The 22,956-nt window shown below is 65.7% G+C and carries 23 protein-coding genes; 4 read left to right on the top strand and 19 right to left on the bottom strand.

Annotated features, from left to right (window positions below):
* Positions 1-51: 51 nt before the first annotated feature.
* Both EMQ25_RS14360 and EMQ25_RS14365 read left to right on the top strand, forming a co-directional pair.
* The gene (locus tag EMQ25_RS14360) at positions 52-1,077 is read left to right on the top strand and encodes an enoyl-CoA hydratase/isomerase family protein (protein WP_158626091.1); all 1,026 of its coding nucleotides are present in this window, start codon (positions 52-54) and stop codon (positions 1,075-1,077) included.
* Between the two features lie 101 nt (positions 1,078-1,178).
* Positions 1,179-2,126 (top strand): DMT family transporter, encoded by a 948-nt coding sequence (locus EMQ25_RS14365; protein ID WP_127189294.1) that lies wholly within the window; start codon positions 1,179-1,181, stop codon positions 2,124-2,126.
* 19 nt (positions 2,127-2,145) lie between these two features.
* Here the strand turns inward: EMQ25_RS14365 and lpdA are convergent, their stop codons facing one another.
* The 18 genes from lpdA to EMQ25_RS14455 form a co-directional block, all read right to left on the bottom strand.
* Positions 2,146-3,555, bottom strand: coding sequence for a dihydrolipoyl dehydrogenase (lpdA, locus tag EMQ25_RS14370; RefSeq protein WP_127189295.1), 1,410 nt, complete (start codon positions 3,553-3,555; stop codon positions 2,146-2,148).
* Between the two features lie 16 nt (positions 3,556-3,571).
* Positions 3,572-4,207 carry a LysE family transporter gene (locus EMQ25_RS14375; protein WP_127189296.1) on the bottom strand — a complete coding sequence of 212 codons (636 nt, stop codon included), beginning with the start codon at positions 4,205-4,207 and terminating at the stop codon, positions 3,572-3,574.
* 82 nt (positions 4,208-4,289) lie between these two features.
* Positions 4,290-5,048 (bottom strand): SDR family oxidoreductase, encoded by a 759-nt coding sequence (locus tag EMQ25_RS14380; protein ID WP_127189297.1) that lies wholly within the window; start codon positions 5,046-5,048, stop codon positions 4,290-4,292.
* 19 nt (positions 5,049-5,067) lie between these two features.
* A complete protein-coding gene (locus tag EMQ25_RS14385) occupies positions 5,068-5,526 on the bottom strand; it encodes a hypothetical protein (RefSeq protein ID WP_127189298.1) in 459 nt (152 codons plus the stop codon).
* Positions 5,527-5,627: 101 nt separating this feature from the next.
* Positions 5,628-6,884 carry a 2-oxoglutarate dehydrogenase complex dihydrolipoyllysine-residue succinyltransferase gene (gene odhB / locus EMQ25_RS14390; RefSeq protein ID WP_127189299.1) on the bottom strand — a complete coding sequence of 419 codons (1,257 nt, stop codon included), beginning with the start codon at positions 6,882-6,884 and terminating at the stop codon, positions 5,628-5,630.
* Between the two features lie 102 nt (positions 6,885-6,986).
* Entirely contained in the window at positions 6,987-9,986 is a 3,000-nt protein-coding gene (locus EMQ25_RS14395) for a 2-oxoglutarate dehydrogenase E1 component (protein ID WP_127189300.1), read from the bottom strand.
* Between the two features lie 142 nt (positions 9,987-10,128).
* Complete coding sequence (gene sucD, locus EMQ25_RS14400) at positions 10,129-11,034, bottom strand: succinate--CoA ligase subunit alpha (RefSeq protein WP_127189301.1); 906 nt, start codon at positions 11,032-11,034, stop codon at positions 10,129-10,131.
* Positions 11,035-11,065: 31 nt separating this feature from the next.
* Positions 11,066-11,716, bottom strand: a complete 651-nt coding sequence (locus EMQ25_RS14405; protein ID WP_127189302.1) for a hypothetical protein — start codon at positions 11,714-11,716, stop codon at positions 11,066-11,068.
* Positions 11,717-12,916 (bottom strand): ADP-forming succinate--CoA ligase subunit beta, encoded by a 1,200-nt coding sequence (sucC, locus tag EMQ25_RS14410; protein ID WP_127189303.1) that lies wholly within the window; start codon positions 12,914-12,916, stop codon positions 11,717-11,719.
* 13 nt (positions 12,917-12,929) lie between these two features.
* Positions 12,930-13,895 carry a malate dehydrogenase gene (gene mdh / locus EMQ25_RS14415; protein WP_127189304.1) on the bottom strand — a complete coding sequence of 322 codons (966 nt, stop codon included), beginning with the start codon at positions 13,893-13,895 and terminating at the stop codon, positions 12,930-12,932.
* A 99-nt stretch (positions 13,896-13,994) separates the two neighbouring features.
* Positions 13,995-15,128 (bottom strand): cell division protein ZapE, encoded by a 1,134-nt coding sequence (zapE, locus tag EMQ25_RS14420; protein WP_158626092.1) that lies wholly within the window; start codon positions 15,126-15,128, stop codon positions 13,995-13,997.
* Positions 15,129-15,219: 91 nt separating this feature from the next.
* Positions 15,220-15,909 (bottom strand): AprI/Inh family metalloprotease inhibitor, encoded by a 690-nt coding sequence (locus EMQ25_RS14425; protein ID WP_158626093.1) that lies wholly within the window; start codon positions 15,907-15,909, stop codon positions 15,220-15,222.
* A 164-nt stretch (positions 15,910-16,073) separates the two neighbouring features.
* Positions 16,074-16,301, bottom strand: a complete 228-nt coding sequence (locus EMQ25_RS14430) for a hypothetical protein (protein WP_127189307.1) — start codon at positions 16,299-16,301, stop codon at positions 16,074-16,076.
* 29 nt (positions 16,302-16,330) lie between these two features.
* A complete protein-coding gene (locus EMQ25_RS14435; protein ID WP_127189308.1) occupies positions 16,331-17,116 on the bottom strand; it encodes a succinate dehydrogenase iron-sulfur subunit in 786 nt (261 codons plus the stop codon).
* Positions 17,117-17,147: 31 nt separating this feature from the next.
* Entirely contained in the window at positions 17,148-18,944 is a 1,797-nt protein-coding gene (gene sdhA, locus EMQ25_RS14440) for a succinate dehydrogenase flavoprotein subunit (protein WP_127189309.1), read from the bottom strand.
* Between the two features lie 3 nt (positions 18,945-18,947).
* Positions 18,948-19,340 carry a succinate dehydrogenase, hydrophobic membrane anchor protein gene (sdhD, locus tag EMQ25_RS14445; protein ID WP_127189310.1) on the bottom strand — a complete coding sequence of 131 codons (393 nt, stop codon included), beginning with the start codon at positions 19,338-19,340 and terminating at the stop codon, positions 18,948-18,950.
* Positions 19,340-19,726: a succinate dehydrogenase, cytochrome b556 subunit gene (sdhC, locus tag EMQ25_RS14450; protein WP_127189311.1), complete on the bottom strand. Its 387-nt coding sequence runs from the start codon at positions 19,724-19,726 to the stop codon at positions 19,340-19,342. Before sdhC ends, sdhD begins: the two co-directional genes overlap by 1 nt.
* A 106-nt stretch (positions 19,727-19,832) precedes the next feature.
* Positions 19,833-20,864, bottom strand: a complete 1,032-nt coding sequence (locus tag EMQ25_RS14455; RefSeq protein WP_127189312.1) for an LLM class flavin-dependent oxidoreductase — start codon at positions 20,862-20,864, stop codon at positions 19,833-19,835.
* Positions 20,865-21,006: 142 nt separating this feature from the next.
* Here EMQ25_RS14455 and EMQ25_RS14460 point away from each other — a divergent pair, with 142 nt between their 5' ends.
* Positions 21,007-21,573 (top strand): fasciclin domain-containing protein, encoded by a 567-nt coding sequence (locus tag EMQ25_RS14460; RefSeq protein ID WP_127189313.1) that lies wholly within the window; start codon positions 21,007-21,009, stop codon positions 21,571-21,573.
* Between the two features lie 39 nt (positions 21,574-21,612).
* Here EMQ25_RS14460 and EMQ25_RS14465 read toward each other — a convergent pair whose 3' ends face one another.
* Complete coding sequence (locus tag EMQ25_RS14465; RefSeq protein ID WP_127189314.1) at positions 21,613-22,101, bottom strand: YciE/YciF ferroxidase family protein; 489 nt, start codon at positions 22,099-22,101, stop codon at positions 21,613-21,615.
* A gap of 173 nt (positions 22,102-22,274) precedes the next feature.
* Between EMQ25_RS14465 and EMQ25_RS14470 the strand changes: the two genes are divergently transcribed.
* A complete protein-coding gene (locus EMQ25_RS14470; protein WP_127189315.1) occupies positions 22,275-22,853 on the top strand; it encodes an acyloxyacyl hydrolase in 579 nt (192 codons plus the stop codon).
* Positions 22,854-22,956 lie beyond the last annotated feature (103 nt).

The following is a 22,956-nucleotide window of genomic DNA, read 5'->3' on the forward strand; positions in this document are numbered from 1 at the left end:
GCCAAACCGGTTACCTCACGGGCAACCTCAAAAGATCGACAGGATGGCTTCTTGACGCACGCGCATCTCGACATCGCCCGCGCCGGCCGGCTCGGGATCATTGCGCTCGACCGCCCGGACGCGATCAACGCGCTCGATCTGGGCATGGCTACCGGCATCATCGAAACGCTCGAAACCTGGCGCGCAGATGACGACGTGCGCGTTGTCGTCTTCGAGGGCAAGGGGCCGCGCGGCTTCTGCGCCGGTGGCGATGTCCGCGCGATCAGAAGCCATGTGCTTGCCGGCGATCTCGAGGCCGCCTCACGGTTCTTTGCCGCCGAATATGAGATGAACCGGGTGATCGCGACCTATCCCAAGCCCGTCGTGGCGCTGGCCGAAGGGGTGGTGATGGGCGGCGGGCTCGGCATTGCCGGCCATGCCGGGTTCCGCTTCACGACGCCCGGCGCGAAATTCGCCATGCCCGAGGCGGCGATCGGCTTCATTCCCGATGTCGGGGTTCAGTGCATCCTCGCCAAGGCGCCGCGCGAGCGGGCCCTGCTCTTCATGCTGGCGGGCGTCCCGGTTGGCGCCGGAGACGCGCGGGCACTAGGGCTCACCGATTGCGTGGTGCCACCGGCCAGGCTCGACAGCGTCCGCAGTGCGATCGGCTCGGCCGCCGACGCCGAGAACGTCGATGCGGCCCTCGTGGCGATCATGCAGGCCGAGGGCATCGATCCCGATCCCCCCGTTCTCGTCGCAGCGGCGGACCGGCTCGCGGGCCCGCTTTCTCTCGACGGGGCAGGCGCGATCGAGGCTGCGATCGCCGATGTGGACCCCGAACTCGGCGCCGTGATCGGGACGCGGTGTCCCACGAGCCTCGCGGCCATCCTCGCCGCACAGGACCGGGCGCGCGCCCTGCCCGACATTGCCGATGTCCTCGCCATGGATCTGAGGCTTGCGCGGATGATGGTTGGGCGGGACGATTTCGTCGAAGGGGTACGGGCCGTGCTTATCGACAAGGATCAGAAACCGGGCTGGTCGCCCGCCCGCTTCGAGGATGTCGGTCTGTCGGCAATCGCGTCGGCCGTGCTGGGCTGACGCAGCGATCAAGAGATCAGGCCTCGGGGCTTTCCTCGCCGCCGCGCCGGGTGTAGGCACAGCGTTCTCCTCCTGCCGCAAGCCGGCTCACGGTATCACTGATGTCCGCGCCCTCCCGCACTCCAATCGATCTTGTCGGCTATGGTCTCGCCGTCGCTGCGGCGATCCTCTTCTCGGCCAAGGGCATCTTCATCAAGCTTGCCTATATCGAGGGGGTGCCGACCGAAACGGTGCTGGCCCTGCGCATGCTCTTTGCCATGCCGTTCTTCGTCGCGATCGGGCTTTTCAGCCTCTGGCGCGATCCGGCCCTGCGGGCGCGACTGGGGCTGCGCCGGGTGCTGACCGTGGCCGCGGTGGGGGCGCTCGGCTACTATGTTTCGAGCTGGCTCGACTTCGCCGGGCTCAACTACGTCTCGGCCCAATATGCCCGGCTCGTCCTTTTCACCTACCCCTTCATCTCCTTTGCCCTTGGCGTCTGGCTCTTCAAGGACATGGCCTTCAAGGGGGCGGTGCCGGCGCTTCTTCTTTCCTATTTCGGGCTCGTCGTGCAGTTCGTCTGGACGCTCGGGGTCGACCCCGACGGCATATGGATCGGCACCGGGCTCATCCTCTGCGCCGCGTTCACCTATGCGCTTTATCTCCATCTGGCGCGCGCGCAGATGGACCATGTGGGCCCGCGCATCTTCACCTGCATCGGCATGGGGTTCGCAGGCGTGCTCGCCATTGGGCACAATTGGGTGATGCATGGCGCCGAGCAGTTTGCCGGGCTTTCTCCCACGGTCTGGCTCTATGGGCTGGGGCTCGGGCTTCTCTGCACGGTCGCCCCGGGGTTCCTGCTCAATGTGGCGATCTCGCGGATCGGCGCCCGTACGGTCGCGACTACGGGCAGCTACGGCCCGGTGGCGACCATCGTGCTTGCCGTTTTCGTTCTGGGAGAGGTCTTTACCCCTTGGCACGCGCTGGGCGCGGCCATGGTCATCGGGGGTTCGGTGCTGTTCAGCCGGGCCGAAGCGCGCGCACGCGCGGCGCGGGCAGCCGGGGCGGACTGAACCGCCCCGGCGCAGACGATCAGATGTGGATCGCGCCGTCCCCGCACATGAGCGCCGCTTCGCGAACCGCTTCGGAGAGGGTGGGGTGGGCGTGGGTCGTGCGCGCCAGATCTTCGGCAGCGCCGCCGAATTCCATCAGCACGCCGATCTCGTGGATCATCTCGCCAGCGTTCTTGGCGACGATATGGGCACCCAGCACTCGATCGGTCGTGACGTCTGCGAGGATCTTGACGAAGCCCTGGGTCGCCTGCATGGCCTTGGCGCGGCCATTGGCGGTGAAGGGGAACTTGCCGACCTTGTACTCGATGCCTTCGGCCTTGAGTTCGTCCTCGGTGCGGCCGATCGCGGCAATCTCGGGATTGGTGTAAACGACCGATGGGATCGCGCCGTAATTGACGTGCCCCGCCTGGCCCGCGACGAGTTCGGCCACCGCAATGCCCTCGTCCTCGGCCTTGTGGGCGAGCATCGGCCCGGCGATCACGTCGCCGATGGCATAGATGCCCTCGACCGAGGTCTTGTAATGCGCATCGACCCGCACGCGCCCCCGCTCGTCGAGCGCGACGCCCGCCGCGTCGAGCCCGAGGCCCTCGGTGTAGGGCTTGCGTCCGATGGCGACCAGCGCGACGTCGGTCTCGAGCAGCAGAAAGTCTCCGCCGGCGGCCGGCTCCAGCCTTGCGACGAGCTTGCCGTTCTCCCCTTCCTCGATCCCCGTCACCTTGGTGCCGAGGCGGAAGTCGAAGCCCTGCTTCTGCAGGATGCGCTGGAACTGGCGGGCGACCTCGCTGTCCATGCCGGGCAGGATGCGGTCGAGATATTCAACGACCGTCACCTTGGCGCCGAGCCGTGCCCAGACCGAGCCGAGCTCCAGCCCGATGACCCCGGCGCCGATGACGAGCAGGCGCTCGGGTACCTTGTCGAGGCCGAGCGCGCCCGTCGAGGTGACGACGCGCTTCTCGTCGATCTCGATGCCGGGCAGATTGGCCGAGACCGAGCCGGTGGCAATCACGATGTGACGGCTCGAAATGGTCTGCGGCTCGCCGTTCTTGGGGGTTACCGTCACCTTGCCGGGACCGGCGATGGAGCCGGTACCGCGTAGCGCGGTGATCTTGTTCTTCTTGAAGAGATAGTCGATGCCGGTGACGTTGGCGGTCACCGTATCGTCCTTGTGCTTCATCATGGCGGGCAGATTGAGCTTGGGCGTACCGACCTCGATGCCCAGCCCCGCAAAGCCGTGCCCGGCCTCTTCGAAGAGCTCGGAGGCATGCAGCAGCGCTTTGGATGGAATGCAGCCGATATTGAGGCAGGTGCCGCCATGGGTGGCCCATTTCTCGACCACTGCAACCTTCATGCCCAGCTGTGCCGCGCGAATGGCAGCGACATAGCCCCCGGGGCCGCTGCCGATAACCGTGAAATCGAAACTGTCCGCCATGTTCTCTCCAGACGCTTTAACCCGGCCTCGCGACTGCTACGCGCAGCGCCAGCAGGATGAAGGTAAGCCCGGTGATCCGGTTAAACCACCGGCCGAGCCGAAAAAACCCCTGCCGCACGGCAGGGACCGTAAAAAATACCGAGACCAGCGCAAACCAGCCGAACAGCATCGCGCTCATCGTGCCGAGATAGACGATCTTGTGTTCGAGGAGGGTCCGGGCGCTGACGAGCGAGGTAAAGAGCGCCAGAAAAAAGAGCACGGCCTTGGGATTGAGGAGATTGGTCAGAAAGCCGAGCACATAGGCCGAAAGATCGCCGCCGCCGGACACCGGCGCCGCATCGAGTGCGCCGGGGGGCTTGGGAGGGGCGGACCGCAATGCGCTTATGCCGAGCCAGAGAAGATACGCCGCGCCCAGATATTTGAGGATGTCGAAGAGCAGGATCGACTGGGCAACCAGCACGCCGACCCCAAGCAGCGTATAGGCTCCGTGTACGAGAATGGCTGTCGCGATGCCAGCGCTGGTAAAGAGCGCGGCGCGCCGGCCATGAGCCACCGACTGGCGCAGCACCATGGCAAAATCGGCGCCCGGGATCACGACGCTGATGGAAAAGGCAAGGATGAGGCCGAAAAATTCGAGCCAGGGAAAGGCCATGACGATGGTCCTTGGGCGCTGCGTTCGGCCAGACCCATACCGGGTTTGGCCGCCGCCCGCCATAGCCCCGCACGCATCGGTGCTATGGCGCTATGGCGCGGCCGCCCGTGACAGCGAGGATCGTACCGGTCGAATAGGAGGCCTCCTCGGAGAGAAGCCAGAGGATGGCGTTGGCGACCTCTTCGGCCGTACCCGCCCGCGGGATCGGCAGGGAGGATGCGATGCGGTGTGCGCGGTCCGGGTCGCCGCCGGCGGCATGAATGTCGGTAGCGATGATGCCCGGGCGCACCGCGTTGACGCGAATGCCTTCGCCTGCGACCTCGAGCGCGAGCCCAACGGTGAAACTGTCGATCGCACCCTTTGCGGCAGCGTAATCCACATAGGTCGAAGGCGCACCGAGCTTGGCCGCGGCCGAGCTCAGATTGACGATCGCTCCGCCCTTGCCGCCATGGCGGGTCGACATGCGCTTAACCGCTTCGATCGCACAGAGCATCGTGCCGGTGACGTTGACCGCGAGGATGCGCTCGATGCGCTCGACATCCATTTCGTCCACCCGCATGGCGGGTGCCACGATGCCGGCATTGTTGACGAGCCCGACCAGCGGCGCCATGGCGTCGGCCGCCTCGAAGATCCGCTTGACGTCCTCTGGCCGGCTCACATCGGCCTGTACCGCTACGGCTTTGGCACCCGCCTCCTCGACGGCCCCGACCACGGTCTGGGCTGCGCCGCGATTGCCTGCGAAATTGACCAGCACGTCATAGCCACGTCGGGCGGCGCCGATTGCGGTCGCAGCGCCGATCCCGCGGCTGGCGCCGGTGACGATCACGGTTCCGAGGCTCATCTTGGCTCCTTGAGGCTGGTCATTGAATGGTGACGGCACGGGCGCGCTCGAGCGTGTCGGCGAACTGCCTGTCGATGTCGAGCACGCCCTCCTCGAGGCTCTCGCGGAACGCAAGACAGAACGCGCGTTTGTCGGGCGCGGCGTTGAAGGCGGTCATGATCTGGGTGCCGGAGTAAATCTCGGCGGCCCGCCGGCGCTCCTCGTCGAGCCCGTCGAGCTGGGTCAGCACCCGATGGGCGAGGTCGAGAAAGCTCACATTGCGCAAATACCAGTCTTGCGCGGCGATCTCGTATTCCTCCTCGAGCCCGGCACTTTCGTAGCAGTGCGTGCTCATGGTCTCGACGATAGTCTGGGTGCCGTAAAAGGCGAGCACCTCGCCGATCAGCTCATCCTGCCCGGCGGTCGCGGCGTGCGCCGGGGCGGCCATCGCGGCGCCCAGCAGAAGCGCGCGCATCCAGTTGGCGAAGTTTGGGATCACGTCAGGCTCCGTCCATGCGTTCGGTGCCACCACAAGGGGAGGCGCCGCCTATCAAAGGGTTAAGGCGGCGCCGCGCGTGGCCCTCGGGCCGATCACACTTGCTAGAGATCGAGCACGAGGCGCTCGGGCGCTTCGAGGCTTTCCTTGACGCGCACGAGGAACGTCACCGCTTCCTTGCCATCGACGATCCGGTGGTCATAGGAGAGCGCCAGATACATCATCGGCCGGATCTCGACCTTACCGCCGATGGCGATGGGACGCTCCTGGATCTTGTGCATGCCCAGAATGCCCGATTGCGGGGCGTTGAGGATGGGCGTGGACATCAGCGAGCCATAGACGCCGCCATTGGAGATGGTGAAGGTGCCGCCCTGCATGTCGGCCATGGAGAGCTGTCCGTCACGCGCGGCGCGGCCGAGGCGGTTGATCTCCTTTTCGATGCCGGCAATCGAGAGCTCGTCGGCATTGCGAACCACGGGCACGACGAGGCCCTTCTCGGTCCCGACGGCCACCCCGATATGGGCGTAGTTCTTGTAGACGAGGTCGTCCCCGTCGATCTCGGCATTGACCGCGGGGATTTCCTTGAGCGCGTGGCACACAGCCTTGGTGAAAAAGCCCATGAAGCCGAGCTTGACGCCATGCTTCTTCTCGAAGAGCTCCTTGTAGGAGGCGCGCAGGTCCATCACCGGCTTCATGTCCACCTCGTTGAAGGTGGTGAGCATGGCAGCAGTGTTCTGGGCGTCCTTGAGGCGGCGCGCGATCGTCTGGCGCAGGCGCGTCATGCGGACGCGTTCCTCGCGGCCCTCGTCGGCCTGGGCGACAGGGCCCCTTGCCTGTGCGGGGACGGGCGCGGGTTGCGGCACGGGCGCGGCGGCCGAACCGGTCGTGGCGCTCGGCATCTGCTGGGTTGCGGCGGGCCGGGCGGCGATGGCGGACTGCACGTCTTCCTTCAGCACCTGGCCGCGCTTGCCCGATCCCTCGACGTCGCCTGCTGCAAGGCCGTTCTCGGCCATCAGCTTCTGCGCGGAGGGGCTTGCGGGCATGGAGGTGCCGTTGCCGGCAGCAGGCTTTTCCTCGGCGGGCGCCGCGGCGCGCTCTGGGGCAGCGCTCTTGGCTGCCGCACCGCCTGCGGAAATCGCGCCGATCAGCGCGCCGACATTGACGGTATCGCCCGGATTGGCCGAAATCGCCTCGAGCACACCGGCTGCCGGGGCCGGGACCTCGATCGTCACCTTGTCGGTTTCGAGCTCGACAACCGGTTCATCGGCGGCGATCTGCTCGCCGACCTTCTTGAACCACTGGCCGATCGTGGCTTCGGTGACGCTTTCCCCGAGTGTGGGCACCCGAATATCTACCGACATGTGTGCGGTCCTTCTTTTGGTTCGTCTCGCGGGCGGCGCTCCGGGCGCTGCCTCTGGCTTGAGCGGTCTCCGGGGCGCGCATCAGGCCCGCCCCGGCAGTGATCAGTCTGCGAATGCTTCGTCGAGGAACGTCTGCAACTGCAGCAAATGGGTGCGCATCAGGCCCGTCGCGGTCGAGGCCGATGCGGGACGCCCGATATAGCGCGGACGCTGGCCGGGCCGGCCCATCTGCTCGAGCACCCAGTCGATATAGGGCTGGACGAACGCCCACGCCCCCATGTTCTTGGGCTCTTCCTGGCACCAGACGATCTCGGCGTTCGAGAAGCGGTTAAGCTCGTCGAGCAGCGCCTTGGCCGGGAACGGATAGAGCTGCTCGAGCCGGAGCAGGTAGACATCGTCGACGCCACGCTTCTCGCGGTCCTCGAGCAGGTCGTAATAGACCTTGCCCGAACAGAGGACCACCCGACGGATCTTGTCGTCCGACTTCAGCTTGATGCTGGTCTTGGGTGCACCGGGTGCCTCGGCATCGTCCCAGAGCAGGCGATGGAAGCAGCTGTCGGGGCCCATCTCGACCAGTGCCGAAACCGCTCGCTTGTGGCGCAGCAGGGATTTCGGCGTCATCAAAACCAGGGGCTTGCGGAAGTCGCGCTTCAGCTGCCGGCGCAGGATGTGGAAATAGTTGGCCGGGGTCGTGCAGTTGGCGACCTGCATGTTGTCTTCGGCGCAGAGCTGCAGATAGCGCTCGAGGCGCGCCGAGGAGTGCTCGGGCCCCTGGCCCTCATAACCATGGGGCAGGAGCATGACGAGGCCCGACATGCGGAACCATTTGCGCTCGCCCGAGGAGATGAACTGGTCCACCACCACCTGCGCGCCATTCGCGAAATCGCCGAACTGGGCTTCCCAGAGGGTCAGCGCCTTGGGCTCGGCGAGCGAATAGCCGTATTCAAAGCCCAGCACCGCCTCTTCGGAGAGCATCGAATTGATGACCTCGTAGCGCGCCTGGTCTTCCGAAAGCCGGTTGAGCGGGGTCACCGTCTCATCGGTCTGCTGGTCGTAAAGCACCGTATGGCGCTGGCTGAACGTGCCGCGTTCGACGTCCTGGCCCGACAGTCGGACCGGATAGCCCTCGGTTACGAGCGAGCCGAAGGCCAGCGCTTCGCCGGTCGCCCAGTCTATGCCTTCTCCCGATTCGATCGCGGCAAGGCGGTTGTCGAGGAAGCGCCGCACCGTGCGGTGAACGTTGAAGCCCTCGGGCACCTTGGTGAGCGCAGTGCCGATGCGCACGAGTTCCTCGAGCGCGATGCCGGTCTGGCCGCGTCGCGGCCCGTCGATGTCGGCGGCCTTGAGGTTCTTCCACTGGCCGTCGAGCCAGTCCGCCTTGTTGGGGCGGTAATCCTGGCCACTCTCGAACTCGATCTCGAGTTGCGCGCGCCAGTCGGCCTTGAGCTGGTCGAGCTCCGCTTCGGTCAGGTGACCCTCGGCGATCAGTTTTGCCGCATAGAGCTCCAGCGTCGACTTGTGCGAGCGGATCTTGGCGTACATCAGCGGCTGGGTGAATGCGGGCTCGTCGCCCTCATTGTGCCCGAACCGGCGGTAGCAGAACATGTCGATGACCACGGGCCGGCCGAAGCGCTGGCGGTATTCGGTCGCGATCTTGGCGGCAAAGACCACCGCCTCGGGATCGTCCCCGTTCACATGCAGCACCGGCGCTTCGATCATCTTGGCGACGTCGGTGGGGTAGGGCGAGGAGCGCGAGAGCATCGGGCTCGTGGTGAACCCGATCTGGTTGTTGATCACGAAATGGATCGAGCCGCCCGTGCGGTGCCCCTTGAGGCCGGAAAGCCCCAGGCATTCGGCGACGACGCCCTGGCCGGCAAAGGCCGCATCCCCGTGCAGGAGCAGGGGCAGCACCATGGTGCGGTCCGGCTTCTGGTTTTCGGTCCAGGTGACGATCTTGCCCTCGGGCGAGATGTGCTGGTCCTGCTTGGCGCGCGCCTTGCCGAGCACCACCGGATCGACGATCTCGAGATGGCTCGGATTGGCGGTCAGCGAAAGGTGCACCTTGTTGCCGTCGAACTCGCGGTCCGAGGAGGCGCCCAGATGATATTTGACGTCGCCGGACCCCTCGACGTCCTCGGGGTAGAACGCGCCGCCCTTGAACTCGTGAAAGAGCGCCCGGTGGGGCTTGGCCATCACCTGGGTCAGCACGTTGAGGCGGCCGCGATGGGCCATGCCCAGGACGATGTCCTTGACCCCCAGCGCGCCGCCGCGCTTGATGATCTGCTCGAGCGCCGGGATCAGCGCCTCGCCGCCGTCGAGCCCGAAGCGCTTTGTGCCGGTATATTTGACATCGAGGAACTTCTCGAAGCCTTCGGCCTCGACGAGCTTGTTGAGGATCGCCTTCTTGCCCTCGGGGGTGAAGGAGATTTCCTTGTCCGGGCCTTCGATCCGCTCCTGGATCCAGGCCTTGGCCTCGGGGTCGGAGATGTGCATGAACTCGATGCCGAGCGTGCCGCAATAGGTGCGCTTCAGGATTTCGAGCATTTCGGGCACGGTCGCGAATTCGAGCCCGAGATAATTGTCGATGAAGATCTTGCGACCGTAATCGGCCTCGGTGAACCCGTAGCTCTCGGGATCGAGCTCGGGCGCCGGCTGCGGCTCCTGCAGGCGCAGCGGATCGAGATCGGCATGCAGATGCCCGCGCATGCGATAGGCGCGGATCATCATGATCGCGTGGATCGAATCGCGAGTGGCCTGCAGCACGTCGATGGCGGTGGGGGCCGGCGCGGCTTCGGCGGCCGCCTTCTTGGCGAGCGCCTTGCCGGTCTTGTCGGTCAGATTGCCCCAATTGCCGTCCAGCGCGGAGACAAGCTCTCCGCCCTCGGCCTGCGGCCAGTCGGCCCGTGCCCAGGAGGGGGCGGCGGCGTTGGCGCCGACATCGCTCGCGCTGTCCTCGAGCTTGCCGAAATAGGAGGCCCAGGTGGGATCGATGCTCCCGGGATCCGTCTTGAAGCGCGCATAGAGGTCTTCGACATAGGCGGCATTGCCGCCATAGAGGAAGGAGGTGAGCAAGAACGTCTCGTTCTTTTCTTGTCGTGTCATCGTGTTGCCGCGGGGGGATAACCCCGCCTTCCCCTGTGTCAGCCGGGCGCCGAGCGTCCCGAAATTCTGGCCGGAGAGTAGGCCGGCCAGCTTAGCATGTTGTTACCGATCCGGGCACGACAACCCCCCTCGCGGAGGTTTGTCAGCCCTTGAGCACTTCTGCCAGCGTCGCGCCGATCCGTGCGGGCGACGGGCTGACGCGGATGCCGGCGGCCTGCATGGCCGCGATCTTGTCCTCGGCCCCGCCCTTACCGCCCGAAATTACGGCGCCAGCATGGCCCATGGTGCGGCCCGGAGGTGCGGTGACACCGGCAATGAACCCGGCCATCGGCTTCTTGCGGCCCTTCTTGGCCTCGTCGATCAGGAACTGGGCGGCGTCCTCCTCGGCCGAACCGCCGATCTCGCCGATCATGATGATCGACTGGGTCGCTTCGTCGGCGAGGAACATCTCGAGCATGTCGATGAATTCGGTGCCCTTGACCGGATCGCCGCCAATGCCGACCGCGGTCGTCTGGCCGAGGCCTTCATTGGTGGTCTGGAACACCGCCTCATAGGTCAGCGTGCCCGAGCGCGACACGATGCCGACCGAGCCCTTGGAGAAGATCGAACCGGGCATGATGCCGATCTTGCATTCCTCGGGCGTCAGTACGCCCGGGCAGTTGGGGCCGATGAGCCGGGAGTTCGACTTCTCGAGCCGTGCCTTGACCTTCACCATGTCGAGCACCGGCACGCCTTCGGTGATGCAGACGATGAGCTCGATCTCCGCCTCGATCGCCTCGAGGATCGCTGCGGCGGCGCCAGCGGGCGGGACGTAGATCACCGAGGCGTTCGCGCCGGTCCGTTCCTTGCCCTCGGCCACGCTCGAAAAGATCGGCAGCGTCGTGCCGTCGACGCCCGAGGTCCAGGTTTCGCCGCCCTTCTTGGGGTGCGTGCCGCCGACCATCTTGGTGCCGTAATAGGCCAGCGCCTGTTCGGTGTGGAAGGTGCCGGTCTTGCCGGTCAGGCCCTGGACGAGGACCTTGGTGTCTTTGTTGACGAGAATGGACATAGATGGGGCTCGCTTTTGGTTCGGGCCGGATTCAGCAATAGGGTTCGGGTTCCTCTTCGCCCGCGGGGAGCTCGGAGGTCGAGAAATTGAGCGCAAGGCCGGTAAAAGGCAGCACGTCCGCGACGACGCTGCCCTCCTCGACGAAGTTCAGATAGGTGTCGCCGGTGCGCGGCATCGGGCAGGGCGGACCCCAGACATGGCTCTCGACGCCCTGGTCGGTCTGGGTCCGCGAGATCGGATTGCCGATGAGCGCGGTAACCGGGGCAGGGTCGATCGGGGCGGTCGCCTCGAGATTGTAGAGGTGGCACCCCACAAAGACCCAGGGGTCCTCGGGGTCGTCGAGGACGAAGGACGCGCGCGAGACGACGAGGTGATGGGGCAGGCCCGCCACCGCCTTCAGAAAGGCCTCGTAGTGAAATTCGGCCCCTTCGAGTTCGGGATCGCGGGCCTCTTCCTCGGCAAGTGCCATGATGGCGGCGAGCTCGGGATGGCTTTGGGCTGAAACCGTGCTCCAGCCGGCGTCCCGTGCAGCCGCAAGGCTTGCCTCATAGGTCAGGCGTCCGGGCACGCAGGCCGCGGCGAACGCGTCGGTGAACGCGCTCGCATAGTCGGCTTGTGCATGCGCGGGTGCGGGGACTGCCAAGAGCCCCGCCAGCCCGACCAGTGCGGCCGCCCGCAGCATCTAGCGGGCGCCTCCGATGGCCGCGACGATCTTCTGCGCAGCATCGTCGAGATCATCGGCCGAGATGACGTTGAGGCCGGACTGGTCGAGGATCGCCTTGCCTTCCTTGACACGGGTGCCCTCGAGACGGACCACCAGCGGAACCTGGAGCCCCACTTCCTTGACCGCCGCGATGACGCCTTCGGCGATGACGTCGCACCGCATGATGCCGCCGAAAATGTTGACGAGGATGCCCTTCACGGCCGGATCGGCAGTGATGATCTTGAAGGCCGCGGTGACCTTCTCCTTGCTCGCCCCGCCCCCGACGTCGAGGAAGTTGGCAGGCTCGGCGCCGTAGAGCTTGATGATGTCCATGGTGGCCATGGCGAGGCCCGCCCCGTTCACCATGCAGCCGATATTGCCATCGAGCGCCACATAGGCGAGGTCGAACTTGGACGCCTCGATCTCCTTTTCGTCCTCTTCGGAGAGGTCGCGGAGCTCGGCCAGTTCGGGATGGCGGAAGGCGGCGTTGTTGTCGAATGAGACCTTGGCGTCGAGCACCCGCAGCCGGCCGTCGGTCATGACGATCAGCGGGTTGACCTCGAGCAGGCTCATGTCCGTCTCGGTGAAGGCCTTGTAGAGGATCGGGAAGAGCTTGCCGGCATCCTCGCGCGCCGCACCCTCAAGCGCCAGCGCATCGGCGATGGTCCTGACATCGGCGTCGGTGACGCCGGCCTCGGGATCGATCGCGACGGTCACGATCTTTTCGGGGGTATGTTCGGCAACTGCCTCGATGTCCATCCCGCCTTCGGTCGAGACGACAAAGGCCACGCGCCCGCTGGTGCGATCGACCAGCAGCGAACAATAGAGCTCGCGCGCGATGTCCGCGCCGTCCTCGATATAGAGCCGGTTGACTTGCTTGCCGGCGGGGCCGGTCTGCTTGGTCACGAGCGTGTTGCCCAGCATTTCACGGGCGTTGCTCACCACCTCCTCGATCGACCGGGCGAGGCGAACGCCGCCCTTGGCGTCGGGTCCGAGTTCGGTGAACTTGCCCTTGCCGCGGCCGCCGGCATGGATCTGGCTCTTGACCACGTAGAGCGGGCCCGGAAGCGAGCGCGCTGCGGCTTCGGCCTCGTCGGCCGAGAAGATCGCGACGCCCTCGGCGACCGGTGCGCCAAAGCCCTTCAGCAGGGCCTTGGCCTGGTGTTCGTGGATGTTCATGGAAGCTCCTGGCTTACGAGGCGAGTTTCGGCGCGATCTTCTTGCAGGCCTCGACGAGACCTTCGACGGCACCGACGGATTTGTCGAAGGCCTTCTGTTCGGCGCTGTTGAGTGTGATCTCGACGATCTTCTCGGCGCCGCCGGCACCGATCACGATCGGCACACCGACATAGGTGTTGGAGACGCCGTATTCCCCATTGAGGAAGGCGGCGGCGGGCAGGACGCGCTTCTTGTCCTTAAGATAGCTCTCGGCCATCGCGATCGCCGAGGTCGCCGGCGCATAGAAGGCCGAGCCGGTCTTGAGGAGACCGACGATCTCGGCCCCGCCATCCCGCGTGCGCTGGATGATCTGCTCGAGACGCTCCTTGCTCATCCAGCCCATCTTGACGATGTCGGTGAGCGGAATGCCGGCAACGGTCGAATAGCGTGCCAGGGGCACCATGGTGTCGCCATGCCCGCCCAGAACGAAAGCCGTCACGTCTTCGACCGACACCTTGAGTTCGTCGGCGATGAAGTGCTGGAAGCGTGCGCTGTCGAGCACGCCGGCCATGCCCACGACCTTGTTGGCGGGGAGGCCCGAGAATTTCTGCAGCGCCCAGACCATGGCGTCGAGCGGGTTGGTGATGCAGATGACGAAGGCTTCGGGAGCGTATTTGGCGATGCCCGCGCCCACCTGCTCCATCACCTTGAGGTTGATCTCGAGCAGGTCGTCGCGGCTCATGCCGGGCTTGCGCGGCACGCCGGCGGTGACGATGACGACGTCGGCGCCCTCGATGTCCTTGTATTCGGAGGTGCCGGTCACGCGGGCATCGAAACCCTCCACCGGACCGGACTGGCTGAGGTCGAGGGCCTTGCCCTGCGGAACGCCGTCGACAATGTCGAACAGCACCACGTCACCCAGATCCTTGAGTGCGGCCAGATGTGCCAGCGTACCGCCGATCTGACCCGCCCCGATGAGAGCGATTTTCTTGCGCGCCATAGAGGATGCCCCTCGCTTGGGTTGAATTCGCGCACCTCTTAGCCCCTGCCCCCCCGAGGCGCAAGTGAGCCCTTTGTCTGAAGCCCGATTTCCCGGGCCTCAGGCGGCCATGCCGGGCTTCTTGGGCGCGCTCAGATACGCGTCCGACTGCATCTCGATGAGGCGCGACACGCAGCGGGCGAATTCGAACCGCGTCCGCTCGTCCGCCCCCAGCGCGTCCAGCGGCACCGGAAAGCTCGCGCCGAGCTTGACGCCGCGATCATAGAGAGTGTCGACGAGCAGGATGAACCGCTTGGCCGCGTCCGAGCGCGTCGCGGAAAACTGCGGCACGCCGTCGATCACGATCATGTCGAAGCCATTGGCGATCTTGAGGTAATCGCGCGCGCCGAGCGGGCGTTCGCAGAGCGCGGCAAAGGGAAACCGCGCGGTCCCCATGGCGGCCATCGGAATGTCGATGGTGCGCCCGAGCGAGGTGAGGGTGGCCGGCCGGCCCTCGGCGCCCCCGGTCACACGGGCGAAAAGCGCATCCATCGCGGCCTCCGCCTCGGGGCCCGTGCCGAAATGATAGACCGACTGTCCCTCGAGCTTCAGCCGGCGATAGTCGGTCGGTCCATCGAGAGCGACGAGCCGTGTCCGCGACTTCAGCAAGTCGATGAAGGGCAGGATCAGCTGGCGGTTGAGCCCGTCCCGGTAGAGATCGTCCGGGGCGACGTTGGAGGTCGCGACGACGACGATCCCCGCATCGAAGAGCCGCGAGAAGAGCCGCCCGAGCAGCATTGCGTTGGTGATGTCGGTCACCTGAAATTCATCGAGGCAGAGCAGCCGCGTCGTCGCGATCACCGGCCGCGCCGCCGCAGCGACGGGGTCTGCATCGGCCTTCTGGCCCTGCTCGGTCTTTCTGAAGGCGGTGATGCGCTCATGGATCTCGTCCATGAATTCGTGGAAGTGGATGCGCCGTTTTTCCGCGATGCCGACGGTCTCGTAAAAGAGGTCCATCAGCAGCGTCTTGCCGCGCCCCACATCCCCCTTGAGATAGGCCCCGATGATCGGGGCCGGCCGTCGCAGGCGCGCAAAAAGACCGCCCGGGCGCGGGGCCTCGAGTGCTGCTGCGATCCCGTCGAGGATTGCGGCCGCCTCCTGCTGTGCCGGATCGGGATCGAGATGACTGCGTGCAACGAGGTCGGCGAGGGCCGAGCTCACCGGGCCGGTGTGGGCTGAGGCGGAAGCGGTCACGGGCGGTCCGGGCTCTGGCGTTGGGCGCCATTGATGCGGGCGCGGGATCTCTCCGCCGCTTTAACCGATCTCCCGAAAGGGGAAAAGCCCGTCAGCCAGCCATCGAGATGGCCTGGCCGCCCGAAAGCGTGCCGATGAAGCGATTGCCGCTGAGGATCAGCGCTGCGATGATCGTGCCGCCCTCGTCGAAGAGCTGCACCTGGCTGCCCGCGAGCTGCCAGGAGGCGACGCCCGAAAGCCCGGGCAGGGTGCAGGCCGGGCTCGAGGCGCGGTAGCGGCTGGTGCCGGTCTTTTCGGTATAGGTCAGGTTGAGTCGGCACTCGCTCGTGCCGCTCGTGATGGTCCACCCACCGAGCAGCTTGTCGACGGTGAGCCCGCCCGAGAGGTCGCGGCCCGGCGTGCTCGGCACGCTGCCGACCGAATCGAGGGTGACGAAATTGGGATCGGCGCTCGCGGTCTGCATCGGGGCGGTCGCGGGCGGAGTGCCGCCGAGAACCGGCTGGCCCGAGAGCTGAGGCTGGCCGCCGAGCACGGGCTGTCCGGAGAGGCCCGGAGCCGTTCCGCCTGCCGGAGGCATGGCGCCTGCCGTATTGACCGATGCGGTCCCGCCGATCGGGGGCAGATTGGTCGTCGCGACGCTCGAATTCTGGACCGGCATCACCTGCTCGGGCGCGGCCTGGGCGGTGGTCTGCATGCGCTGGGATCCGCCGACGCAGCCGGTGAGGACCAGTGCCGTCACGGCCAGGGTTGCGATGATCTTGGTGCTGCGGATCGCCTGCATGGTGCCTGCTCCTGATCGCGGGCGCCGCTGCGCCCGCTTCGATGTCGTTCCGGCCGGAGACGTCGACGCCCCGACGGCGAATGATCCTAAAGGGGTGATCAATGTGGCAGAGTTGCGACCCGTGTGGAATTGTCCATCCGGGCTATGGCCCATCTGCCACAGCATTATTTCTGTCCGCGCATTTCGGTGAGCAGCGCCTCGGCGAGGATGGCGGCATCGGCCGCTTCCTCGGCCCGCACGCGGATCGGGATCCCGCGCAACCCCACGACGCCCGGCATGCCCGGCAGGCCGTTCTCCCCGCCCTCGAGCAGGGTGAAGCCATGGGCCTTCAAGGCCGCGATCAGAACCCGCGCGATCGCGGGCGTCTCCACTTCGGCAATGGTCTCGAACATGGCAGCGTCTCCGGTTTGGCCGGGAGGCGTCAGGCCGAAACCCTGCGCTCCACCATCATCTTGCGGATCTCGGCGATCGCCTTGGCCGGGTTAAGCCCCTTGGGGCAGGTCTTGGCGCAGTTCATGATCGTGTGGCAGCGGTAGAGCTTGAAGGGATCCTCGAGGTTCTCGAGCCGCTCCTCGGTGGTCTCGTCGCGGCTGTCGATCAGCCAGCGATAGGCCTGCAGCAGGATGGCTGGCCCGAGATAGCGCTCGCCATTCCACCAATAGGACGGGCAGGAGGTCGAGCAGCACGCGCACAGGATGCACTCATAGAGCCCGTCGAGCTTCTCGCGGTCCGGCCGCGACTGCAGCCATTCGGTCTTGGGGGTCGGCGAGGTCGTCTTGAGCCAGGGCTCGATCGAACGGTGCTGGGCGTAGAAGGTCGAGAGATCCGGGATCAGGTCCTTGATCACCGGCATGTGGGGAAGGGGGTAGACCGCCACTGCGCCCTTGGAATCCTCCATGCCCTTGGTGCAGGCGAGCGTGTTGAGCCCGTTGATGTTCATCGCGCAGGAGCCGCAAATGCCTTCGCGGCAGGAGCGGCGCAGGGTGAGGGTCGGGTCGACGTTGTTCTTGATCCACAACAGCGCGTCCAGCACCATCGGGCCGCAATCGTCGGTGTCGACGAAATAGGTGTCTATGCGCGGCGTCTCGTCCACGTCAGGGTCGTAGCGATAGACCCGGTATTCGCGCAGCTTGCCCGCGCCTTCGGGCTTGGGCCAGGTCTTGCCCTTCCGGGGGCGCGAATTCTTGGGCAGGATCAGTTCGACCATTTTCTCTCGGTCCTTGGCAGGCTTGTTCGGGTCAGTAGACGCGCGCCTTGGGGGCGATCTTGGCGAGGTCGATCTCGTCGCTCAAGGGTTCGGTGTGCACCGGACGGTAATCGAGGGTCACATTCCCGGCATCGTCGATGAACGACAGCGTGTGCTTGCGCCAGTTGACGTCGTCACGGTCGGGGAAGTCCTCGCGGGCGTGTGCGCCGCGGCTTTCGGTGCGCGCTTCGGCCGAGGCGACCGTCATGATCGCATTGGCCATCAGGTTTTCGAGCTCCAGCGTCTCGACGAGGTCCGAGTTCCAGATCATCGAGCGATCGTGGACCTTGAGATCGGTGAGGCTCGGATAAAGCGCGTTCATGCGCTTAACCCCCGAAGCGAGGGTTTCGGCGGTGCGGAAGACCGCCGCATCTTCCTGCATGATGCGCTGCATCTGATCGCGGACTTCGGCCGTGGGCGCAGTGCCGTTGGCATGGCGCAGCCGATCGAAGCGGGCGAGGATCTTCTCTTCGGAAGCCCGGTTCACTTCGGGGATCGGGGCCGCGCGGTCGATCACCGTGCCGGCCCTTATGGCTGCTGCGCGACCAAAGACGACGAGGTCGATGAGGGAGTTCGAGCCGAGCCGGTTGGCCCCGTGCACCGAGGCGCAGCCGGCTTCGCCGACGGCCATCAGCCCGGGAACCACTGCATCGGGCCCACCGCGACGCGGGTCGAGCGCCTCGCCATGATAATTGGTCGGGATGCCGCCCATGTTGTAGTGCACGGTCGGGATCACCGGGATCGGCTCGCGCGTCAGGTCGACGCCGGCGAAGATCTTGGCGCTCTCGGTGATGCCGGGCAGGCGCTCGTGAAGAACGGCCGGATCGAGATGGTCGAGGTGAAGGAAGATGTGGTCCTTCTTGGGGCCGACGCCACGGCCTTCGCGGATCTCGAGCGTCATGCAGCGCGAGACGACGTCGCGGCTCGCCAGATCCTTTGCGTTGGGGGCGTAGCGCTCCATGAAGCGCTCGCCCTCCGAATTGGTGACGTAGCCGCCTTCGCCGCGCGCACCTTCGGTGATCAAGACGCCCGCGCCATAGATGCCGGTGGGGTGGAACTGGACGAACTCCATGTCCTGCAGCGGCAGGCCGGCGCGCGCCACCATACCATTGCCATCGCCGGTGCAGGTGTGGGCGGAGGTCGCCGAGAAATAGGAGCGCCCATAGCCGCCCGTCGCCAGCACCACCATCTTGGCGCGGAAGCGGTGGAGCGTGCCGTCGTCCAGCTTCCAGGCGATGATGCCCTGGCAGACCCCGTCATCGCTCATCAGCAGGTCGATGGCGAAATATTCGATGAAGAACTGGGCGTTGTTGCGAAGGCTCTGCCCGTAGAGGGTATGCAGGATCGCATGCCCGGTGCGGTCGGCTGCCGCGCAGGTGCGCTGCACCGGGGGGCCGTCGCCATAATTCTGCATGTGCCCGCCAAAGGGGCGCTGATAGATCTTGCCCTCTTCGGTGCGCGAGAAGGGCACGCCGTAATGCTCGAGCTCGTAGACCGCCTGCGGAGCCTCGCGCGCGAGATATTCCATGGCGTCATTGTCGCCGAGCCAGTCCGACCCTTTGACGGTATCGTACATGTGCCACTGCCAGCTGTCGGGCCCCATGTTGGAGAGCGAGGCGGCAATACCGCCCTGGGCGGCGACCGTGTGGCTGCGGGTGGGGAAGACCTTGGTCACGCAGGCGGTGTTGAAACCCTGCTCGGCCATGCCGAGCGTCGCGCGCAGGCCTGCTCCGCCGGCGCCCACGACCACCACGTCGAAGGCGTGATCGATGATCTCGTATGCGGCCATTGGCTAACCCCAGAAGACGATTTTGACGAGCGCGAGGATCGTGCCCCCCGCGACGAGAATGGCAAAAAAGGTGTTGAGCATGATGCAGAAGCGGTTGAGGCGCGCATCGTGCACATAGTCCTCGATCACCTCGAGCATGCCGATCCGCATGTGCACCGCCACGTTGACGATGAGGAGCGCCGTCACGATCGCGACGAAAGGATTGGCGAGCACGGCCACCATGTCCGCGCGTTCTGCCCCAGCCAGCCGCACCACCATCCAGACGAAGAAGAGGGTGAAGGCGATGTTGGCCATCGCGGTCAGGCGCTGCGTCATGAAATGGCGCGTCGCGGCGCGCCCGGAGCCGAAGCTGGTCTTGGGATCGGCGATGTTCGCCTTGCTGATACGCTCGGACATCAGAACCACACGAAAATGGCCCACGCCAGGAGCGTGAGCAGGATGGAGCCGGCGAGATTGCCGCGGATGATCCATTCCCGGGCGGGATGGTCCATGCCGTTGGCAGTGTCCCAGAGGAGGTAGCGCAGTCCACCGAGGAGGTGATGGAAGAGGGCCCAAGTGTAGCCGAAAAGCACGAGCTGACCGAACCAGCTCCCAAAGATCGCATGGACGATTTCGAGCGCTTCAGGGGAAATCGCCGCCGCAGCGATCCAGACCATGAGCAGCAGCGTGCCGACGTAAAGCGCCACGCCGGTGATCCGATGCACGATCGAGAGGATCATGCTGAGCGCGAAATGATAGACGCTGAGATGGGGAGAGGTGGGCCTGGGACGGCTCGTCGTCATCTTTGCCTCGCTGACGTCCGCCGGGCGGCGGGCGTCCAGTTTAGAACAATTGCAGCCTTCTAGCGGCGAAGGCCGGAGAGGTCAAAGCCTGATCGGGCGGTGCCGTTCAAACTTTCGACCCAAATGTGGCATCGCGCGGCACGAGCCCGAAGGCCTCGGCAAGCAGCTGGTAGGAGCGCCTCCTGTCGGCATAGGAATGCATGGTGGTGGTGATCATCACCTCGTCCGCTCCGCTGCCGGTAAAGGCCTCGATAATCCTTTCGCGCACCGTTTCAGGGCTGCCTACGATCCAGAGGCGCGATTGGTTCTCGACGATCGCCTGCTGCTGGGGCGTATAGACATGCGCGGCCGCCGCTTCGGGCGAGACGAGCCTGCGGATTTCACCCGAATGAAAGAGCGCCCAGCTCACCCGCTGCGGGCCGGCGAGCCAGTCGGCTTCCTCGTCGGTCGGCGCGCAGATCACCGACAGGCAGAGGATCGCGTGCGGGGTGGGAAAGGCCTGCGAGGGCCGGAAGCCTTCCCGATAGGCCCTGAGCGCCGGACCAGGAGGGGTGGCGCTGAAATGAGCCGCGAACGCATAGCCGAGCCCGAGCTGGCCGGCCGCAGACGCGCTCGCGCCGCTCGATCCGAGAATCCAGATCGGCGGCAGGCCGACGCCTTCAGGCACGACATGCACCCGCGAAAAGGGGTGTTCGGGCGGGAAGCTGCCCTGTTCGAAGGCGAGGAGTTCGGTCAATTCCTGAGCGAAGTGCTCGCCCCCGAACGAGCGGAGCGCCTGGAGCGTCCGTCCGTCCGACCCGCCCGCGCGCCCGATGCCGAGATCAATGCGACCGGGGTTCAGCCCCTCGAGGGTGCGATAGGTCTCGACGACCCGCAGCGGCACGTGGTTGGGCAGCATCACCCCGCCCGATCCGACGCGGATGCCCTGCGTTTTGGCGGCGGCATTGGCGATCAGCACTTCGGGGGAGGAGGAGGCGATGGAGGGCATGCCGTGGTGCTCGGCATACCACAGGCGGGTATAGCCGAGGGCGTCGCCGGCCTGGGCAAGACGCACGGTTTCGGTGAAGGCCTCGGGCGTCGTCACGCCTTCGGCCACGGGGGCGAGGTCCTGCATGGACAGCGGAATGGTCTGGGTCATCCCTCCTAGATGGCGCCCCGGCGTCCGCGCAGCAAGAGGCCGCTTTTGGATCACGATCGCGTCACAGATGTGAAACTCGTGCGGCAGCGGCGCCGTAGCTCGTTCGACACTGGATAGACCAGTGCGAATGGGAGATTACCACATGCCATCGATCAAACTCGTCCTCGCAGCGCTCGTCGCGGGCGCCGGTCTCTTTGCCTCGCCTATCGCCACCACTGCGCAGGAAGCGTCCGTCCGCGTCGGCGGCGCGCCCATGTTCCCGAGCCGCAACATCATCGAAAACGCCGTCAATTCGCGCGATCACACGACGCTGGTCGCAGCGGTTCAGGCGGCGGGCCTCGTCGATGCTCTCTCCGGCCCCGGTCCCTTCACTGTCTTTGCGCCCGTCAACGCGGCTTTCGCGGCTCTGCCGGCCGGCACGGTCGATACTCTTTTGATGCCCGAGAACCGCGACCAGTTGACCAAGATCCTCACCGCCCATGTGGTGGCGGGCAATCTGTCGGCCGAAGAATTGCGCGCGCGCGCCGAAGCCAATGGCGGCAGCGTGGCGCTCCGCACGCTGAGCGGGGATACGCTGACCGCAGCGATCAGCGCCGGGCGCGTCTATGTCGTCGATGAAATGGGTGGGGTCGCGCGGATCAGCATCTCGGACGTCAACCAGTCCAATGGCGTCATCCACGTCGTCAACCGGGTCCTCCTGCCCAATTGACGAGGCGCGGGCGGGGAGGCATCCCCGCCCGCCTTCAGTTCAGGCGGCCTTCTCGTTCAGCTTGTCGACGCCCAACCGCATGAGTTTGCTGTCGGCGGCCTTCTCCTCGGCGAGCGTCTCGCGCAGCAGATCGGCCACTTCGTCCTGTCCCAGTTCCTTGGCCCAGGCGATCAGCGTGCCGTACCGCGTGATCTCGTAATGCTCGACCGCCTGCGCCGAAGCGATGAGCGCGGCATCGAGGGTCGTCTTGTCCTTGATCTCCTCGATCAGTTCTTCGGCTTCCTCGGTAATGCCTTCGATGGCGGGGCATTCCTCGCCCGCGGGCTTCTGTCCGAGGACCTCGAACACCCGCTCCAGTCGCTCGATCTGCACCCGCGTTTCGGCAAGGTGCTCCTCAAAGAGTTCCGTGAGCTCCTTGTTCCAGGCCTTCGCGGCCATGATCGGCAGCTTCTTGGTGAGGTGGTTCTCGGCGAAATAGACATCCTTGAGCGTATGCAGAAAAAGGTCGTCGAGAGATTTGATGGCCATTTGTCATGACTCCGGTGAAGATGCCATGAGAACGGAAATTTTCAGGCTTTGTTCCAGCGCCGTTCTCCGATGCAACCGGGTGACAGCGCGGCACAATCGCCCCTCCGGCAATTGACAGGCCGGGCCATCGCGGGCTTTCATCGCTTCGATACGGGCCGGGGCCAATCACAGTCATGCGTAAGTCTTTCTTCGGGATCGCCGCGGCGATCATCCTTGCCATCGTGCCGGGGGTGCAGCCGGCGCTGGCCCAAGGCTTCGCGCTCGATGAGCTGCGTGGTGGCATATTCGCCCACAGCGTCGACCGCGGTGGCCCCGACAGCACGTTCGGCCTGCTCGATCTCAACCGGATCGAGGATCTCAATGTCGAGCTCCTGTTCACGACGCCCGATGCCGATCTCCTGCGCTGGATCGGCTCGCCGCGGCCGCATTTCGGCCTGACGCTCAATTTCGGTGGGCTCGAATCCATGTCCTATGCCGGGCTCACCTGGACGGTTCCGGTCTTTGATACGCCCTTCTTCATCGAGGGCAGCTTCGGCGCGGCCGTGCACAATGGCGGCTTTTCGGACCTTGCGGCGCCGCGCCGCAATCTCGGCTGTACGCTCCATTTCCGGGAGTCGGTCAGCCTCGGCTACCGGTTCACCCCCGAAGCCAGCGTCATGCTCACCGCCGAGCACGCGTCGCATGCCGGTCTCTGCGGGCCGGACAATGAGGGGCTCACCAATCTGGGCGTACGGTTCGGCTATCGTTTCTGAGGCTTGTCCAAGGCTTGGGCCGGCGGTGGATTGACACCGGGCCAATTGCGCGTAGAAAGCAGCCATCTCTGTTGCGAGGCCGTCATGGGCGTTCCGACCGACA

It is taken from the genome of Arsenicitalea aurantiaca, assembly GCF_003994485.1.
GTDB classification, from domain to species: domain Bacteria; phylum Pseudomonadota; class Alphaproteobacteria; order Rhizobiales; family Devosiaceae; genus Arsenicitalea; species Arsenicitalea aurantiaca.

Bases quoted from the DNA above. Each gene is read 5' to 3' on its own strand.
- sucD (WP_127189301.1), bottom strand. From the start codon at position 11,034: ATGTCCATTCTCGTCAACAAAGACACCAAGGTCCTCGTCCAGGGCCTG.
- sdhC (WP_127189311.1), bottom strand. From the start codon at position 19,726: ATGACGACGAGCCGTCCCAGGCCCACCTCTCCCCATCTCAGCGTCTAT.
- EMQ25_RS14380 (WP_127189297.1), bottom strand. From the start codon at position 5,048: ATGAGCCTCGGAACCGTGATCGTCACCGGCGCCAGCCGCGGGATCGGC.
- EMQ25_RS14465 (WP_127189314.1), bottom strand. From the start codon at position 22,101: ATGGCCATCAAATCTCTCGACGACCTTTTTCTGCATACGCTCAAGGAT.
- EMQ25_RS14470 (WP_127189315.1), top strand. From the start codon at position 22,275: ATGCGTAAGTCTTTCTTCGGGATCGCCGCGGCGATCATCCTTGCCATC.
- mdh (WP_127189304.1), bottom strand. From the start codon at position 13,895: ATGGCGCGCAAGAAAATCGCTCTCATCGGGGCGGGTCAGATCGGCGGT.
- EMQ25_RS14435 (WP_127189308.1), bottom strand. From the start codon at position 17,116: ATGGTCGAACTGATCCTGCCCAAGAATTCGCGCCCCCGGAAGGGCAAG.
- odhB (WP_127189299.1), bottom strand. From the start codon at position 6,884: ATGTCGGTAGATATTCGGGTGCCCACACTCGGGGAAAGCGTCACCGAA.
- EMQ25_RS14405 (WP_127189302.1), bottom strand. From the start codon at position 11,716: ATGCTGCGGGCGGCCGCACTGGTCGGGCTGGCGGGGCTCTTGGCAGTC.
- sdhA (WP_127189309.1), bottom strand. From the start codon at position 18,944: ATGGCCGCATACGAGATCATCGATCACGCCTTCGACGTGGTGGTCGTG.
- EMQ25_RS14375 (WP_127189296.1), bottom strand. From the start codon at position 4,207: ATGGCCTTTCCCTGGCTCGAATTTTTCGGCCTCATCCTTGCCTTTTCC.
- EMQ25_RS14425 (WP_158626093.1), bottom strand. From the start codon at position 15,909: ATGCAGGCGATCCGCAGCACCAAGATCATCGCAACCCTGGCCGTGACG.
- EMQ25_RS14460 (WP_127189313.1), top strand. From the start codon at position 21,007: ATGCCATCGATCAAACTCGTCCTCGCAGCGCTCGTCGCGGGCGCCGGT.
- EMQ25_RS14430 (WP_127189307.1), bottom strand. From the start codon at position 16,301: ATGTTCGAGACCATTGCCGAAGTGGAGACGCCCGCGATCGCGCGGGTT.
- sdhD (WP_127189310.1), bottom strand. From the start codon at position 19,340: ATGTCCGAGCGTATCAGCAAGGCGAACATCGCCGATCCCAAGACCAGC.
- sucC (WP_127189303.1), bottom strand. From the start codon at position 12,916: ATGAACATCCACGAACACCAGGCCAAGGCCCTGCTGAAGGGCTTTGGC.
- EMQ25_RS14455 (WP_127189312.1), bottom strand. From the start codon at position 20,864: ATGACCCAGACCATTCCGCTGTCCATGCAGGACCTCGCCCCCGTGGCC.
- lpdA (WP_127189295.1), bottom strand. From the start codon at position 3,555: ATGGCGGACAGTTTCGATTTCACGGTTATCGGCAGCGGCCCCGGGGGC.
- EMQ25_RS14365 (WP_127189294.1), top strand. From the start codon at position 1,179: ATGTCCGCGCCCTCCCGCACTCCAATCGATCTTGTCGGCTATGGTCTC.
- EMQ25_RS14395 (WP_127189300.1), bottom strand. From the start codon at position 9,986: ATGACACGACAAGAAAAGAACGAGACGTTCTTGCTCACCTCCTTCCTC.